A 14,436-nucleotide genomic window follows, 5' to 3' on the forward strand; every position below is an offset into this window, starting at 1 on the left:
TTACATACAAGATGTGTAGTAGATTCAGGGACAAGCCAAGGCAAGTAGGCGGGGGCAATTGTCAACACGCCCTAAATTCATCCTATGCCAAATAATAAAGACACTTGAGCATAATAAGTTGGATACAGAGGCAAAGAATCGTTCCAATTGGCAAATCAGCCATTCTCTTTTACCAGGTTAAATCAAATTGTGCCAAGGGAAAATAATTACTTCCTTCTTTATCAGGCCTACTTTCAATTAAATAAAATTTATTAATGGGAACTGGTGTAATGAGAGGAAATTTCATTTGCAACAATTGTTGAAGTTTTGGGCTGAAATTCACCACTCTACCTACAGTCAAATGCCCTCTGAAAGGACGCTTTTCTACAGGATAATTTAAACCACCTATCGCCTGACCGATCATTCGAGACAAATCCCTTAGTCTATCTTGTGGACCTACAGATAATGAAATAAGTCTTGGATTTTTGGGAGAAGGGAACCACTCTAAAACACCCAATTCTAAATCAAATTGCTTTATATGATTAAGTTCATTACTTACTCTTTCAATCAAGACCTGAATATGTTCTGTTTCCAGTCTCTGTAAAAATTGCAAGGTGATATGCAAATGGATTGGCTTTGTCCACCTTATGGAGTGAACTGGTACCATCTGCCTCAATGGCTCCAGATTACTTGAGATATTGTCCTGTACCGATGATGGTAGTGAAATAGCAAAAAAAGCACGTATAGCGTTCATAATATTCGTCGTCTATTGGAAAAATATTGCAATTCACAAAGTAAATTCCGAAAAAGAAGCGTTTTTTCCAAATTAATCATCAAGATCGTTGTTGTTTTTCAACTTTTTGCTGCCTGTCAACAACACCGACTACTTTGTGTAACATCTCTGCCAGTAATTCCGTTATATCATCTATGGTAATAATACCAACGAGCTCATCATCATTATCGACAACAGGTAATCGGCGAACTCCTTTTTCTTGCATAAGCGCTAATGAATCAATAAGGCTATCCTCTTCTCTGGCTAACAAAACTGAGCGAGTGACTATGTCTTGGACTGCTAATTCTTCAGGATTAACATCTAAGGCCATGACTTCTACAACCAGATCTCTATCTGTAACAATTCCAATCGGAACCCGACGTCGTTTAAGCTCTTCGACTAAAACGATATCGCCAACATGATGAGCACGCATCAGTTCAGCAGCTTGTTTTACAGACTCATCACCATTCATCATTACCACATCCCTGTTACAGAACTCTCCAATTCTCATAATGTCCTCCAGGCAAGCTATTAAATCAATATCATCGAGTCAAATATTGTTACTTTTTGAATACGTTAAGTAAGTATAACCCACCCTACTATAATTGTAAGATAGAGGATAAAAACAGGATGAATACCCATGCATGCCATGATCATGGAAAAACCGGGATGTGCATTGCAATATCAAGAAGTCAATAAACCTAATCCAAATGAAAATGAACTTTTAATTAAAGTATCGGCTTGTGGGATTTGTAGAACTGACTTGCATGTGGTCGATGGTGAATTGAAAAATCCCAAAATTCCACTTATTCCAGGCCACCAAATTGTAGGAACTGTTGAACAGATTGGTTCCGCTGTGAGGCAATTTGCGATTGGACAACGAGTTGGAGTCCCCTGGTTAGGTGGCAGTTGCGGGATCTGTAATTTTTGCACTTCTGGCCGGGAAAATTTATGTGATCAAGCCTGCTTTACCGGATATCAAATAGATGGTGGTTTCGCTGAGTTCTGTGTGGCAAATTACCATTTTTGCTTTCCTATTCCCGAGGGGTACCCAGATCATCAGGCAGCACCATTATTTTGTGCCGGTTTAATTGGATATCGTGCCATGTTAAAAGCTGGTAATGCAGATCATTTAGGTCTATATGGATTTGGAGCAGCAGCACATATATTAATTCAAGTAGCTTGCCAAAAAGGAATAAAAGTTTATGCGTTTACAAGCCCAGGTGATCAGAAATCTCAAAAATTTGCATACCGATTAGGCGCTGTCTGGGCTGGAGATTCGACGCAATCACCACCTCATCTTCTTGATGCAGCAATCATTTTTGCACCCGTTGGTGCATTAGTTCCCCTGGCTCTTCGCCATACTGTGAAAGGAGGTATTGTTGTTTGTGCTGGTATCCATATGTCAAATATTCCCAGCTTCCCTTATGAAATATTGTGGGGTGAACGCACTGTTTGTTCAATTGCTAACCTGACTCGCAAAGATGGGGAAGAATTTCTATTCCTCGCCCCTACAATTCCAGTTAAAACAAAAGTTCAAACCTATCCCCTTACTGAAGTTAATCGAGCACTGGATGATTTAAGACATGGCAGGTATAGAGGAGCCGGGGTTATTGTTATGAAATAAAGCTATAATTATCAAAAGCTATTACAACAAACTAAAATCATTGGGGGAATACTTGATTGATTGTAAGGAATATTCAAATCATGAACGCTCTAATGACCAATCTTGAACACCCAGTCCAAATTCCAAGTGGCCATTATTTTCTTAATGGATTGCTCTATATTCCTGAGAATGCTCAAGGAATAGTATTGTTTGTTCATGGCAGTGGAAGCAGTCGATTTAGTGTCCGCAACCAATTTGTTGCGCAATCTTTGAATCAAGCCTGTCTGGCTACTTTATTATTTGATTTGTTAACTCCAGATGAAGAAAACATCGATAATTACACTCGTGAATATCGCTTTAATATCCCCCTGCTTGCATCGCGCCTCGTAGAAGCAACTCACTGGTGTCTTAATGAGCTTCAATCCTTCTGCTTGCCAATTGGTTATTTTGGTGCAAGCACAGGAGGAGGGGCTGCTCTGGTTGCAGCGGCTCAAGTACCAGATAAAATCAAGGCGATCGTATCCCGAGGAGGGCGTCCTGATTTGGCAAGAACGTATTTATCATCGGTTAGCGCTCCTACCCTGTTGATTGTAGGTGAATATGATGAAGTAGTAATTGAATTAAACCGACAATCCCTGGCAAAACTAAACTGTAATAAACTATTAAAAATAGTCCCTGGTGCAACTCATTTATTTGAAGAGCCCGGTGCTTTGAAAGAAGTAGCTCGCCTCGCTAAAAATTGGTTTAGGCAATATTTAACCATACCAAATAAAGACAAAAAATACTAAATTCAATCACTATGAAATAATTTTATAATTATTGAAAATAATTTACCCAGATACTATATTTACATTGATAAGCTGGTGAATATTACTTTAGGTGTTTTTAACAACTAACTGATACTTCAATTTATGGAATAAGGAGGTGACATCATGGGCAGCTTAAGAAAACATCAACCAGGTAAAACAACTGATCTTCTGATGAGTCCATTTTTAAGACTTCAGCAAGAGGTCAATCATGCTATGAGTGATTTTTATAATTTATTTGACCCTCAAAGAAGTGCCAATCTTGAGCAATTCGAGCATATTTCTCTTACTCCGTCTTTGGATATCGTTGAAGACAAAGATAACTTCAAAATAGAAGTAGAAATGCCTGGTATGGGTGAAGAAGATATTAAAGTATCTTTTTGTGAAAACAGATTAACCATTGAAGGAGAGAAAACAACTTCTAAAAAAGATGAAAATAAAAATTATATCAGTCGTGAAATTAGCTATGGGCGATATGAACGCACCATTTCCTTACCGCTATCTGCGGATGTGGATAAAGCAACAGCCTCTTTTAAAAAGGGTATGTTATGGATCACAATACCTAAAAAAACTGCAGCGAAGGAAAATGTAAAAACAATTAAAATTGAAAAAGCAAAATAATTAATCCAATCAGGGTCAGGCTCCAAAGTGATGGAGTCAGCCCCGTTCTCACTTCTTGACTTTATTTTCCCAAAAGGTAGCTAATAACATAAGAATAATACCTATGAGAGCGCCTATCGCTGACCCAATACCCGGTTCTTTTAAACTTCCTATGACGGAACCTAAAATCATTCCAATGGATATTTCAATACTAATCCATAATGAGCTTATTAATACTTCGTGTATGTTATCGCGAGATACTGTTTTTGGTAAAGTAGGTTTTCTGTAAACATGAAAGGTGGTAACCAGGCCAGTAATCGCGCTACCCAAAGCAGCCCCTATAACCACTCCAATAATAGCCCCGGCAACCATATTGAGATCAAAAATACCTATATTAAAACCCAATAACTGATTAGGACATTCCATACATATTTGAAACGCGCGCCCCATGAATCCACCGGAAAATAACCCGGAAGCACCGCCACTCACCCCTCCCAAAAATGCCCCGACAACCATTGCAATGTAGACATTAGGGTTATATATGATGTTCTTTATTGTCTTAATAACACTCATATTCAAATGATATTCTTTAGTTAATTGGTTTATCAAATAGCTTATCTCATTTTTCTTTTATGTCACAAGTTGTATCAAATGCTGAACGCTGAATCGAATCTATTATTGTAAAATTTGAATAAAACGATAAATTGACACTCTTTTGCAAAGATCAAATTAAAAATTAGTTTCATTGATCCGAATTCTTTTTATGATAATTTAATTGAAACAACCCATCGATTGCTCAAATTACTATGAAATTTCCTTTTCAAATAATCGAATTAACGCACCCTGTTTCACCTGATTCCCCTGGCTGGGATCTGGATTGTAGATTTAATCACAGTAATTTTCTTGATTATGAAGAATGTACAACGGAGATAAAATTCAGAGTTCAACAAATACACTCACCTTTGGGGATTGGAACTCATATGGATGCTCCATCTCATTGTATTCCAGGAGCCGCCTCTATTACTGATCTTGATCTGCACTGTAATTATCTGCTCACAGAAAGTGTGCTGATTAATGTCTGTCATCAGGCAGATGAACATTATCAGATTAGCACACAGGATATCCTGGATTTCGAAGCAAGATATAGGAAATTAAAAAAAAATGAGTTTGTACTTTTTTATACCGGGTGGGATAAACATTGGTCTAATCCTGACAAATATCGCAATAATTTGATTTTTCCGAGTATTAGTGCTCACGCAGCCCAACTATTGCTTGAAAGAAATATTGCTGGCATTGGCATAGACACGCTTTCTCCTGATACTGCAGACTCAGGTTATCCTGTGCATCAACTGTTATTACAAGCAGGTAAATACATTATTGAAAACGTTGCCAATGCGAATTACATGCCACCGATTGGCGCCTGGACTCTTGCCCTGCCATGGAAAATAATCAATGCTACTGAATCACCAGTCCAATTGATCGGACTGGTGCGATAATTTATAGTTCATTGATTATTCAGTAGGTTTGCTTCCTTTTAATTAACCCTTATATTGAAAAATTGCCAGGGGTCAGATAAGTCCACTTCTTCAGGATAGAGCTCCCCTCTATTTTTTAAGGGGGTCCAATCCGTGTAATAACCACCGACTTTTCCAAGATACGGTTTGGCAATATCAATAATATATTGATGATCAATTTCCTCTGGTTCTACAATACCCTCATCAGGATGCTCTATTGCCCAGATTATTCCTGAAATCATGCTGGCTACAACTTGTAAACTGGTTGCATTATTATAGGGAGCAATTTGCCTTGCTTCCTGGATAGAAAGGGTTGAACCATACCAATATGCCCCTCTTTTATTACCCATCAACAACACACCCAATTCATCACATCCATCGATGATTTCGTTTAGAATCAGGCGATTCTTGTTTTGTGGTTTCCATTCATTACTTTTTAATTCAAAAATAGAGAGCCTGGCATCGGGACAAGGATTATAGGCATAGTGAACTGTTGGCCTATACAATAATTCAGATCCATTTTTTAATGTTAAAAAATTGGTAAGTGAAATAGTTTCTGCATGAGTAATTAAAAACCCGTGAAAAGCGCCCAATGTTGGAGTCCATGAACGAACCATTACACTAGCGCTCGGGCGAGACAGATAGATTGCACATTGAGGTCCATTACTATGAGAATAAGCATCATGTGGCCAATGAACTTCATGAGTACCCCACCCGATTTCAGCAGGTTGCAGTCCCTCCAAAATCAAGCCGTTAGCAGACCAGGTATTAACGAACTCACCTGGTGATTTTGGAGGGTAAGTTACTTGAGAGTCTTGTTCTGCAACGTGAATTACTTTAATTCCCAAAATCATCGCAAGATTAGCCCATTCTGATGCTTTTTGAGGCCTGTCAATGGTAAGACCATTATCCTTTGCAATATTCAACAAAGCCTCTTTAATAAAATGGGAAACGAGCCCCGGATTGGCTCCGTGAGTAATTAAAGCTGTTTTTTGAGTGTTATCCTTTAAGCGAAGTACTTCTTCTCGCAAAGAATAATTGGTTCGACGATTAAGGGCCAGCTTCTCCATGACAAATTCTTCTTTCCATGGCTCAGTTGCTGCATTGATATACAATGCTCCTTTTTGATTACATAGTATGATCAAGGCAAGACTTGATATGCCGATTGACACATCAATTAAAAAATCGTTTTCTTCCAGTGTACTACCAATTACGTCAAGGTAATTATCAGGAGTAATCTGTTGTAACTTGAATGAAACTCCGTATTTTTGGGCAACCTCAATTCTTGCTCGTTCATCGGCAATGATTGTTACTTGTGATGGTTTAATATCAAATTTATCAAAGATTAAAGGCATTAACGCCTGACCAACGCAACCAAATCCCAATAAGACAAAACGATTTTTAAATAAAATTTTTTTTGTATTATGATTCTTATCCATGATGAATCCTTAACTTCCTGGCCCAGTTTAATCCGAATTTTCAATATTCAACAACTATTCAAGAATAATCATACCCAACAAACACCAAAAACTTTCATCTGGCATACTAATATTGTAGTAGCTATGTGGAATTCAGACAGCCTATTGAGCAAAAAATTAGAGATATCAATTCCCTGGTTGATTTTTACTTACAGGACTTACATGATCTTTAATAAATCCATTAAAATGGAAATTAGAGTTTTACTGGAAAACCAAATGATCCATATTGCGCTTTATCAACCAGAAATTCCACCAAATACCGGTAATATCATTCGACTCTGTGCCAATAGCGGAGCTCAATTGCATTTGATTCACCCATTAGGCTTTACTTTGGAAAATAAGCAAATGCGACGAGCCGGTCTTGATTATCATCAATGGGCTTCAATATTGCATTATGAGAATTGGCAAACCTTCCTGCAGTCTCATTCACAACGACGGTTATTTTGCTCTAGCGCAAAAGGAAAAGTGATGTATAGTGACATCGATTATAAGGAGGAGGACATGGTATTATTTGGCCCGGAATCTTGTGGCTTACCTCAAGAAATCCTAAACCAATACTCAACCATACGGATTCCCATGAGAGAAAATAATCGTAGCCTCAATTTATCAAATGCTGTAGCAATCATATTGTACGAAGCATGGAGACAAATGGATTTCAACATGTAAGCATTGATATGGTAATCCACCTGATAGCAATTGCAGTGATGAAAGAGACCGGTTATGCCAATAGAAGTCTATTATAAACAAGACTACGCCCCACCAAAGTCGAGGCAAAAAGGTTTTGAATGAGGAAGTTTAGATAAAATAAATGACTGAATTAAAAACATTTTTTAACAAAGAGGTTGGGAGGATTTGTAAGTCCTTATAAAGGTGAAACTCCAGCATCCTCAATCACTTCTTCATAAATTAAAACCAGTGCGGCACCTTGATGGACTTCCAGGCTAATTTCAGATGTTTGAGTTCGATTGAAACAGGAGTTTTTTCCGGGAAAAGAAAGAGGCGAGCGCTTTAACTCCCATTTCAGACCATCAGAAGAAAGAACCGCTTCCGGAATCCCTATCAAGGAGATTTTAGTCTGGACAGGTAATATGAAATTAACCTTTAAATTTTCATTAACGACAAAACCTTTGATAGGAGGCGAGTACAAAAGACAGTTTGTTTCCATAAAAATGTTGATGTTATTCAGAATATGATCCAGGTATCCTCCATTTATCCCCACAACGATAGCCGGCAATAGATCATGAGTTTTTAAATAATCCATAGCCTTTTGATAATCCGTACTCCCCTGATCTGGTAAATGCAGAAAAGAATGGTTTTCCAACAAAGCAGGCTGAATAGAGTCCAAATCCCCAGTAATTAAATCAGGAAAAATACCAAGATTACATAACTCATTAGCGGCACCATCAGCTGCAATGACCGGCAGCTTTTTATTATGAAAAAAGTGGGGATCTGGCAAATCACCATTAAGACATAAAATAGAACGATAGTTTTTAAAATTAATTACATCGAGCATCATAACGTCTTTTTAATAAAATCAGCAGAAGGCTCACTATCAAACCCACTACATTGGAACTCGTTACAAAAAATGAGTTTGTGCTGCTTCCATAAATGATCCAAGCCAGCGAACAAACAAGATAATTCACTAACATCATCATGGAAAGATCTTCAGTTGATTTGGTTTTTAAGGATTTAACGATTTGCGGTAAAAGTCCAATAAACGAAGTAATAAAAGCAACTATTCCAGAAAAAATAACAATTGACACATTTTCCTCCGCTCAGACTAATGAGATCAGGTTCAAAGGGTTGGGTGATCCTCTCAGCCAACTTATCAATTGGCACCCCTAATGCTGGACTTATATTTTATCACGAAATGAGCAGACCGCAATTTAATAGCAACAAAATACTCCTTTCTTTTTTTATCAGTTTATGATTAATTAATAATCCTTTAGTTCAAAGAAAGAATTAAGCTCCTCAAATAATTCTCAAATCGGTATTTGACAATAACTCATACAGCAGCTGGAGGCATCACTATGACAGTAGAACTTATTCGAAATGGAGAGACAGATACCAATGATTATGAGGAATATCTGGATTCTTTTGGATACGAAACATTAGAAAAATCCTTGAAAGAAGATGCCAAGTCTATATGCCAATTCTTTTGTAATGAAGAGCTGGTTTTACAAGGTTTAAAAAAATTGGTGACACAATTTTATCAGTTTAACCAACCTGAGAAAAAAACATTAAGACAATTTTTTGATGACTGGGGAAGTAAAAATCATTTTAACCACGAAGCTCAGCCTAATGATAAGATACCTTATGAAACCAGCCCCAATTTCCATTTCCCTAATCACACTCCAGTTTTATGCGGTGAATTAACTGCAGACTTATTCAATAACGTTCTTCTAAAACAGGGTTACTTATCTGCTGATCTTGGCGCAGGCCCCAAGCATGGGAAATGGGCGCATACCATTCAATTTTTTATTCTGGAAGAAGCCAGAAAAACCGGACAATTAAAGCTTCACAGCAATACAGTCTGCGAATTCATTAAAAAAATCTCTCAAATCCATGGCCCATACGAATCATTCAGTTTATGGAGCATTCTCTTTGATTCATTTGACGAAACCTTTACCTGCCCTAATATAATTACTCAAACTTTGACATCACCATGGGATAATTCGAAAGAGGCTCTATTTTTAGCTGATAAATTAAACCATTTCCAAAAAAAATTTGAAAAAGCCGCCTCTGCTGAAAATAATTACAATGCGTATGCCAATAAAAAATACATGAGCAGAATTGATAAAGCGAACTATGTCAAATACAAAGACAAATGCGCAATACTGTGGTTTGCGCCACAGGATAAAAAAACCATCCCCAAACCTTCCTGCCAAGAAGAATTGAAACAAAATCAATTAAGCTTTTTAAAATTAAGCTTATTATAAGAGGATATGACTTTATATCGATAAACTTAAATAAAACATCCCTGGCTTGGATAGCAACTCTTTATCAAAGCAGAAAAATTGTTTTAAATCGATATATTTTGTCATGGCAGATTTGAATCACTGGAAATATTTTCAGAAAAAACTATAGATGCTCACACAAAATCTCAATCTATTTTTATTATAAAAACGAATCTAATTCAATAAATCAGTTTATATAAACGCCTTCACTAGAAAACATTTTTCGCCTTGACCTTGGAGTTTTTCCTAAGTCCTATTATATTTAATAGTATAATATTTAATCTATTTTGGATTAAATAAACCAGGGAAAACGAGATTATGAGCAAATTCCTCGTGTTTATTGGATCAATATTATTTTTTTCTTCCGTTTTAGCAGGAGATATCCCAGAAGTAGACATACAAGATCAACAATCTGATCAGGAACTATGCGCCCAAAAATTTTATAATCAATGCATCAATAAGTGCGAAAAAACAAATTATGGTGATTGCACTCAAGCCTGTGAAGAAAATGCTAAAAATCAATGTCTTTACGCAGGTGAATAACAATGGCTTGCATTGAGGCAATTAAATTAAACCCTATAAATTTTGATAGTGAAAACATTAACTCATTAAAAGTAAACTATATTTCGTCATTTCATGTTATAAATAAAACATTGCATCTGGAATTTTAAAATGCTCCATAATAACAAAATTAACAAACTCGCTGTCTTTTGTGGATCCAACACAGGTTATTCTGAAGTCTATAAACAATCGGCTGAAAACCTGGCTGATGTTCTAAGTAGTAGTGGTATTACCCTGGTTTATGGTGGCTCAAAAAGCGGTTTGATGGGAATAATAGCGAATCGCATGTTAAAAAATGGCTCTAATGTCATCGGTGTTATACCAAAATCTCTTGTTGACACAGAAAAAGCGCACGATGGCTTAACGGAATTACATGTTGTTAATTCAATGTATGAAAGAAAAGTATTGATGTGTAAATTGTCTGATGGGTTTATTCTACTGCCAGGCGGGTCAGGTTCTCTGGATGAATTTTTTGAAATGTTTACCCTGGCACAATTGGGATACCATAAAAAACCTTGCTGCGTACTAAATGCGTCTGGTTACTACGATTACCTTTTGCAATTTTTAGACTATGCTGTTAATCAAGGTTTTTTACACTCAAAAGATCGAAACACGCTCATTGTCAATCAATATCCAGATACACTTATTGAGGATTTATTTGAGTTAATCAATAACCGCAAATAAAAGTTTAGGACAATTAATAAAATAACAAGGAGTTAACCAATGCCAAATAAACTGTTCATAGCTGCTTTCTTATGCAATATCCTTTGGAGCCCAAGCCATCTAGCCTATGCCTCATCAACAGATATCCCCATACTCGGGAAAACCATGACCCAGGCTAAACAACAACAAATGACTCCCAAGCAGGCATTGCAACGTTTAAAAGATGGCAATCAACGCTTCTTAAGCAATAAACCTTTGGCACGAGATTATCTACAACAAGCCAAGCAATCAGCATATGGTCAATATCCTTTTGCGGTCATCTTGAATTGTATGGACTCGCGCAGTGTTCCTGAATTCTTTTTTGATCAAGGATTGGCAGACCTATTTACTTTACGCGTTGCGGGTAATGTTCTCAACGATGACATTTTAGGAAGTATGGAATTTGCAACAAAAGTAGTGGGGGCGCGTTTGGTAGTTGTCCTTGCTCACACTTCCTGTGGTGCTGTTGCAGGGGCATGCAAAGATGTCAAATTAGGACACTTGACTGATGTTATCAATAAAATCCAGCCTGTGGTAAAACCAAGCATGGAAAGCACGGGCATTGATAATTGCTCGGATCCCAAATTGATTGATGACATGGCTAAAGCGAATGCTTTGCATGTTGTGAAAAATATTTTAGAACAAAGCCCAATTTTGAATGAATTGGTTAAGAATAAACAAATTGGGATTGTAGCGGGCCTTCATGATATTAAAACAGGGAAGGTGACTTTTTTTGAAGAAAAACGTTCTGTTCCTGAGTAAAGCAAGTTGGCAGTTGCCAACTTGCTTTAATATTTCCTTCCAAAAGCAAGCCGAATTTGGTTACAATCGTATAATTTTTTACGAATGATTCTTATATGCCTAAATCACATAATTCCATTATATTCCTTGGTTTGCTTTCTGCATTTTCTTTGCTTACCTTTGATCTTTATCAACCATCACTACCTTTCATAACGAATTATTTTAATATCACCCCAAGTATGGGGCAATTAACCTTAAGTATTTATTTGTTAGTCTATGGTATGACTCATCTCTTATGGGGGCCACTTATAGACCATTTTGGACGCCGACGCCTACTCCCTGGAAATCTTTTATTAGCCCTAATTGGGAGTTTAATGTGTGCTTTTGCGCTAAATATCACTATGCTGATTTGTGGTCGTGCCCTACAAGGATTCGCCTTGTGCTGTGCAAATCTCATTGCTTATTCCGCTGCACGTGATTTTGAAGACACGATTGTTCGAGCCAAAGTGCTGTCTTATATTTCCATGACTGTTTCAGTTTCACCGATTGTTGCACCTGTAATTGGTGCTCTTATCTTTCATCATTTTGGCTGGCAAGCTAATTTTATAGTAATGGCAGTTGTAGCCTTTATTCTATTGATACAAACCAAACTCTCCTTATTAGAATCCCCTTTCTGGACACCTCCCCAAGAGCAGTTCTCGGTAAAAAAAATACTCAATGAGTATAAAGCCATACTCAATATACCCTCTCTATGGTGCGCATCATTTATTTTAATGTTTGGTATTTCTGCTGTCATGCTCACAGTAATCAATTCCTCTTACCTCATTATCGAGGTACTCAATTACTCTCCCCTTGCCTATGGACTTATTTTTATTCTGAATGGTTTAAATATTATTTTTGGAAACTATCTGGGTATTTGGCTTCGTGACCGATTACCCATTATAACCACCATCTATTTGGGGAACTGGTTCATTATCCTTGGTGGTACCGCGATGTTGATTACTTCCAAATTGTTTGGATTTAGCCTGTTCGCATTGTCTTTTTCGTTAATTGCCAACTTGGGAATTAGTGTCAGTGCTGCTCCAACGATATCCATCGCTCTGACGGACTTTAAGCAAAATGCAGGCATAGTTATGGCTTTTATGAACACCATACGTTTAATTGGCCCTTCTCTTTTAACTATTCTAACCGGCTATTTGTTGATAACGAATCTTGACGCTCTTCCACTGGGATTAATAGGTTCAGGAATTGGAGCCCTCTTTTTCTCATGGCATTTTAGCCGATTGACCACTGAATCGAGAAACTCGGATATGGATAGCAAAGAGGCAGTGACCTAACAGTCTGTTAACGCTCGCATATTGGATATAAAAATTTTTACATAACTCTCTTGAAACACAGCGCTGCACATTGGTTCTGTGAAGGTAAAACACAGCATGAGTTGATCATTAAGAGTAAGAACATTGAGTAAAACAGGTATGTCTGCATTTTGTCGGGATGTACAAAAATAGCTTTCTTCCCATTTCAAATGACCATATTGAGTATTAAAGGGTAACAAACCAATATTGGTTACGGTCACCCCCATTGAAAAGCGATCCCTATGACCCTCCCATGATGACAAGGCATCCATAATATCCCGCCTGCTGTGATGAACTGGAAATATAGCATCACCAGGCAATCGCTCTTGCTTTAACTGATAGTCATAATCTCTGGCAAGCTCTACAATACCTGATTCTATACTGACTTGTTTATGATACGTAGTCACCACAGACACATAACAACCAAAATAGTCTTCTGGAATAACAGGTTCACACCACTTTCTCAAATTAACCGGAGTGTGCAATGTTGTATCTAAAGGTTGATCAAGCACTTTTGTTAATGTCATTAAGGACAACGCATTAATTAGCGCATTCAGAGAAAAGCTGTGGTTTTTACTGAACGCTTGAAGTGCTCTGGTTTGTTTCAGTGTAACAGAGTGATAATGATTTTTTGTTATTCGTTTGCCAGGAGGGACATAATTATGGTAATAAATCGGAGTAGGTAAAAATGCAGGAGGCAGAGAAGATTTTTGCCCTTTTTTGTGTTGCACCAGCTCCTCAACAGGGGGGTAGAGAGGGAAGGATGGCTTTGAATCACTTTTCTGGTAAATTCTAAAGAGAGTATCGAAAAAATAGGCTACCGAGATGCCATCCCCAATATTATGCCCTGCGATTAACAGGATTTCATGAGAATTACCGTGTTGGTTATAAATAAGAACTGTTCGCCATTGATAATCTTGATTGCGAGGAGGTCGATTTAATTCCAATTCAATCACCTCTTTCCATACAGAGTTTGAAGTCCTTTTTATGATTTGAAATGGTAAATAAACAGCATCACCTTCCTCTACATTAAATTGACACTGTTTATTGCTTTTCATCACTTTAGCTCTAAGCAATGGCTGCTGGATTTGTAATAACCTGAGCGCGTTGGTTAAACGCTCCAAATCCAAATCAGAAACAGTGATTTTTGCAACAGCAGCAATTAAACCATTTCCATGATCTTTATCGTTTCCCCATTGACATAACTCTTCCCAATAACCCAGTTTTCTCGAGCCTGGTTTCATAGACTTTCTCCCAAAGCCCTAGCCACGATGCTAGAAAGTTTTTTTACAGAAAGTAATTTCCATATTATAGGACATACACCTACTTAATTTTTTTGATGAATATCACCTCGAATTAATACTC

At 37.3% G+C, this 14,436-nt stretch carries 17 protein-coding genes and 1 riboswitch; of the genes, 10 read left to right on the forward strand and 7 right to left on the reverse strand.

Going from position 1 to position 14,436, the window contains the following annotated elements:
• Positions 1-169: 169 nt before the first annotated feature.
• Positions 170-733, reverse strand: a complete 564-nt coding sequence (thpR, locus tag CC34_RS0108125; RefSeq protein ID WP_027228497.1) for an RNA 2',3'-cyclic phosphodiesterase — start codon at positions 731-733, stop codon at positions 170-172.
• A gap of 79 nt (positions 734-812) precedes the next feature.
• Positions 813-1,262, reverse strand: coding sequence for a CBS domain-containing protein (locus tag CC34_RS0108130; protein ID WP_027228496.1), 450 nt, complete (start codon positions 1,260-1,262; stop codon positions 813-815).
• Between the two features lie 129 nt (positions 1,263-1,391).
• Here CC34_RS0108130 and CC34_RS0108135 point away from each other — a divergent pair, with 129 nt between their 5' ends.
• The 3 genes from CC34_RS0108135 to CC34_RS0108145 all read left to right on the forward strand — a co-directional run bounded on the left by CC34_RS0108135 (position 1,392) and on the right by CC34_RS0108145 (position 3,784).
• A complete protein-coding gene (locus tag CC34_RS0108135; RefSeq protein WP_027228495.1) occupies positions 1,392-2,378 on the forward strand; it encodes a zinc-dependent alcohol dehydrogenase family protein in 987 nt (328 codons plus the stop codon).
• Between the two features lie 80 nt (positions 2,379-2,458).
• Positions 2,459-3,145 (forward strand): dienelactone hydrolase family protein, encoded by a 687-nt coding sequence (locus CC34_RS0108140; RefSeq protein ID WP_027228494.1) that lies wholly within the window; start codon positions 2,459-2,461, stop codon positions 3,143-3,145.
• A 144-nt stretch (positions 3,146-3,289) separates the two neighbouring features.
• A complete protein-coding gene (locus tag CC34_RS0108145; RefSeq protein ID WP_027228493.1) occupies positions 3,290-3,784 on the forward strand; it encodes an Hsp20/alpha crystallin family protein in 495 nt (164 codons plus the stop codon).
• 48 nt (positions 3,785-3,832) lie between these two features.
• Here the strand turns inward: CC34_RS0108145 and CC34_RS0108150 are convergent, their stop codons facing one another.
• On the reverse strand, positions 3,833-4,372 hold the full coding sequence (locus CC34_RS0108150) for a hypothetical protein (RefSeq protein ID WP_229309794.1): 540 nt from the start codon (positions 4,370-4,372) through the stop codon (positions 3,833-3,835).
• 197 nt (positions 4,373-4,569) lie between these two features.
• Between CC34_RS0108150 and CC34_RS0108155 the strand changes: the two genes are divergently transcribed.
• Positions 4,570-5,259 (forward strand): cyclase family protein, encoded by a 690-nt coding sequence (locus CC34_RS0108155; protein ID WP_027228491.1) that lies wholly within the window; start codon positions 4,570-4,572, stop codon positions 5,257-5,259.
• 38 nt (positions 5,260-5,297) lie between these two features.
• Here the strand turns inward: CC34_RS0108155 and CC34_RS0108160 are convergent, their stop codons facing one another.
• Positions 5,298-6,716 carry a homospermidine synthase gene (locus CC34_RS0108160; protein WP_050598208.1) on the reverse strand — a complete coding sequence of 473 codons (1,419 nt, stop codon included), beginning with the start codon at positions 6,714-6,716 and terminating at the stop codon, positions 5,298-5,300.
• 255 nt (positions 6,717-6,971) lie between these two features.
• Here CC34_RS0108160 and CC34_RS0108165 point away from each other — a divergent pair, with 255 nt between their 5' ends.
• Positions 6,972-7,421 carry a tRNA (cytidine(34)-2'-O)-methyltransferase gene (locus CC34_RS0108165; RefSeq protein WP_027228489.1) on the forward strand — a complete coding sequence of 150 codons (450 nt, stop codon included), beginning with the start codon at positions 6,972-6,974 and terminating at the stop codon, positions 7,419-7,421.
• Between the two features lie 196 nt (positions 7,422-7,617).
• On the opposite strand, the gene CC34_RS0108170 is transcribed toward CC34_RS0108165, so the two are convergent.
• Both CC34_RS0108170 and CC34_RS0108175 read right to left on the reverse strand, forming a co-directional pair.
• The gene (locus CC34_RS0108170; RefSeq protein ID WP_032830355.1) at positions 7,618-8,268 is read right to left on the reverse strand and encodes a thiamine diphosphokinase; all 651 of its coding nucleotides are present in this window, start codon (positions 8,266-8,268) and stop codon (positions 7,618-7,620) included.
• Complete coding sequence (locus tag CC34_RS0108175) at positions 8,252-8,518, reverse strand: SemiSWEET family sugar transporter (protein ID WP_027228487.1); 267 nt, start codon at positions 8,516-8,518, stop codon at positions 8,252-8,254. The genes CC34_RS0108170 and CC34_RS0108175 overlap by 17 nt, the downstream gene beginning before the upstream one ends.
• A riboswitch (TPP riboswitch) is annotated at positions 8,505-8,608 on the reverse strand. (Overlaps the previous gene by 14 nt.)
• 141 nt (positions 8,609-8,749) lie before the next feature.
• Between CC34_RS0108175 and CC34_RS0108180 the strand changes: the two genes are divergently transcribed.
• The 5 genes from CC34_RS0108180 (at position 8,750) to CC34_RS0108205 (ending at position 13,053) form a co-directional block, all read left to right on the forward strand.
• The gene (locus tag CC34_RS0108180; protein WP_080272258.1) at positions 8,750-9,694 is read left to right on the forward strand and encodes a LirA/MavJ family T4SS effector; all 945 of its coding nucleotides are present in this window, start codon (positions 8,750-8,752) and stop codon (positions 9,692-9,694) included.
• Positions 9,695-10,030: 336 nt separating this feature from the next.
• On the forward strand, positions 10,031-10,255 hold the full coding sequence (locus tag CC34_RS0108185; RefSeq protein ID WP_011947421.1) for a hypothetical protein: 225 nt from the start codon (positions 10,031-10,033) through the stop codon (positions 10,253-10,255).
• 129 nt (positions 10,256-10,384) lie between these two features.
• On the forward strand, positions 10,385-10,957 hold the full coding sequence (locus CC34_RS0108195; protein WP_028378808.1) for an LOG family protein: 573 nt from the start codon (positions 10,385-10,387) through the stop codon (positions 10,955-10,957).
• Between the two features lie 39 nt (positions 10,958-10,996).
• The gene (locus CC34_RS0108200; protein WP_027228484.1) at positions 10,997-11,737 is read left to right on the forward strand and encodes a carbonic anhydrase; all 741 of its coding nucleotides are present in this window, start codon (positions 10,997-10,999) and stop codon (positions 11,735-11,737) included.
• A 95-nt stretch (positions 11,738-11,832) separates the two neighbouring features.
• Positions 11,833-13,053, forward strand: coding sequence for an MFS transporter (locus tag CC34_RS0108205; protein WP_027228483.1), 1,221 nt, complete (start codon positions 11,833-11,835; stop codon positions 13,051-13,053).
• Here the strand turns inward: CC34_RS0108205 and CC34_RS1000000117390 are convergent.
• Positions 13,050-14,315: a phthiocerol/phthiodiolone dimycocerosyl transferase family protein gene (locus CC34_RS1000000117390; RefSeq protein ID WP_027228482.1), complete on the reverse strand. Its 1,266-nt coding sequence runs from the start codon at positions 14,313-14,315 to the stop codon at positions 13,050-13,052. The two genes, CC34_RS0108205 and CC34_RS1000000117390, sit on opposite strands and share 4 nt — an antisense overlap.
• Between the last annotated feature and the right edge of the window lie 121 nt (positions 14,316-14,436).

It is taken from the genome of Legionella pneumophila subsp. fraseri (genome assembly GCF_000586315.1).
In the GTDB taxonomy this organism is placed as follows: Bacteria; Pseudomonadota; Gammaproteobacteria; order Legionellales; family Legionellaceae; genus Legionella; species Legionella pneumophila_B.

Bases quoted from the DNA above. Each gene is read 5' to 3' on its own strand.
- CC34_RS0108165 (WP_027228489.1), top strand. From the start codon at position 6,972: ATGATCCATATTGCGCTTTATCAACCAGAAATTCCACCAAATACCGGT.
- CC34_RS0108170 (WP_032830355.1), bottom strand. From the start codon at position 8,268: ATGCTCGATGTAATTAATTTTAAAAACTATCGTTCTATTTTATGTCTT.
- CC34_RS0108205 (WP_027228483.1), top strand. From the start codon at position 11,833: ATGCCTAAATCACATAATTCCATTATATTCCTTGGTTTGCTTTCTGCA.
- CC34_RS0108195 (WP_028378808.1), top strand. From the start codon at position 10,385: ATGCTCCATAATAACAAAATTAACAAACTCGCTGTCTTTTGTGGATCC.
- CC34_RS0108140 (WP_027228494.1), top strand. From the start codon at position 2,459: ATGAACGCTCTAATGACCAATCTTGAACACCCAGTCCAAATTCCAAGT.
- CC34_RS0108130 (WP_027228496.1), bottom strand. From the start codon at position 1,262: ATGAGAATTGGAGAGTTCTGTAACAGGGATGTGGTAATGATGAATGGT.
- CC34_RS1000000117390 (WP_027228482.1), bottom strand. From the start codon at position 14,315: ATGAAACCAGGCTCGAGAAAACTGGGTTATTGGGAAGAGTTATGTCAA.
- CC34_RS0108145 (WP_027228493.1), top strand. From the start codon at position 3,290: ATGGGCAGCTTAAGAAAACATCAACCAGGTAAAACAACTGATCTTCTG.
- CC34_RS0108155 (WP_027228491.1), top strand. From the start codon at position 4,570: ATGAAATTTCCTTTTCAAATAATCGAATTAACGCACCCTGTTTCACCT.
- thpR (WP_027228497.1), bottom strand. From the start codon at position 733: ATGAACGCTATACGTGCTTTTTTTGCTATTTCACTACCATCATCGGTA.
- CC34_RS0108135 (WP_027228495.1), top strand. From the start codon at position 1,392: ATGCATGCCATGATCATGGAAAAACCGGGATGTGCATTGCAATATCAA.
- CC34_RS0108200 (WP_027228484.1), top strand. From the start codon at position 10,997: ATGCCAAATAAACTGTTCATAGCTGCTTTCTTATGCAATATCCTTTGG.
- CC34_RS0108160 (WP_050598208.1), bottom strand. From the start codon at position 6,716: ATGGATAAGAATCATAATACAAAAAAAATTTTATTTAAAAATCGTTTT.
- CC34_RS0108185 (WP_011947421.1), top strand. From the start codon at position 10,031: ATGAGCAAATTCCTCGTGTTTATTGGATCAATATTATTTTTTTCTTCC.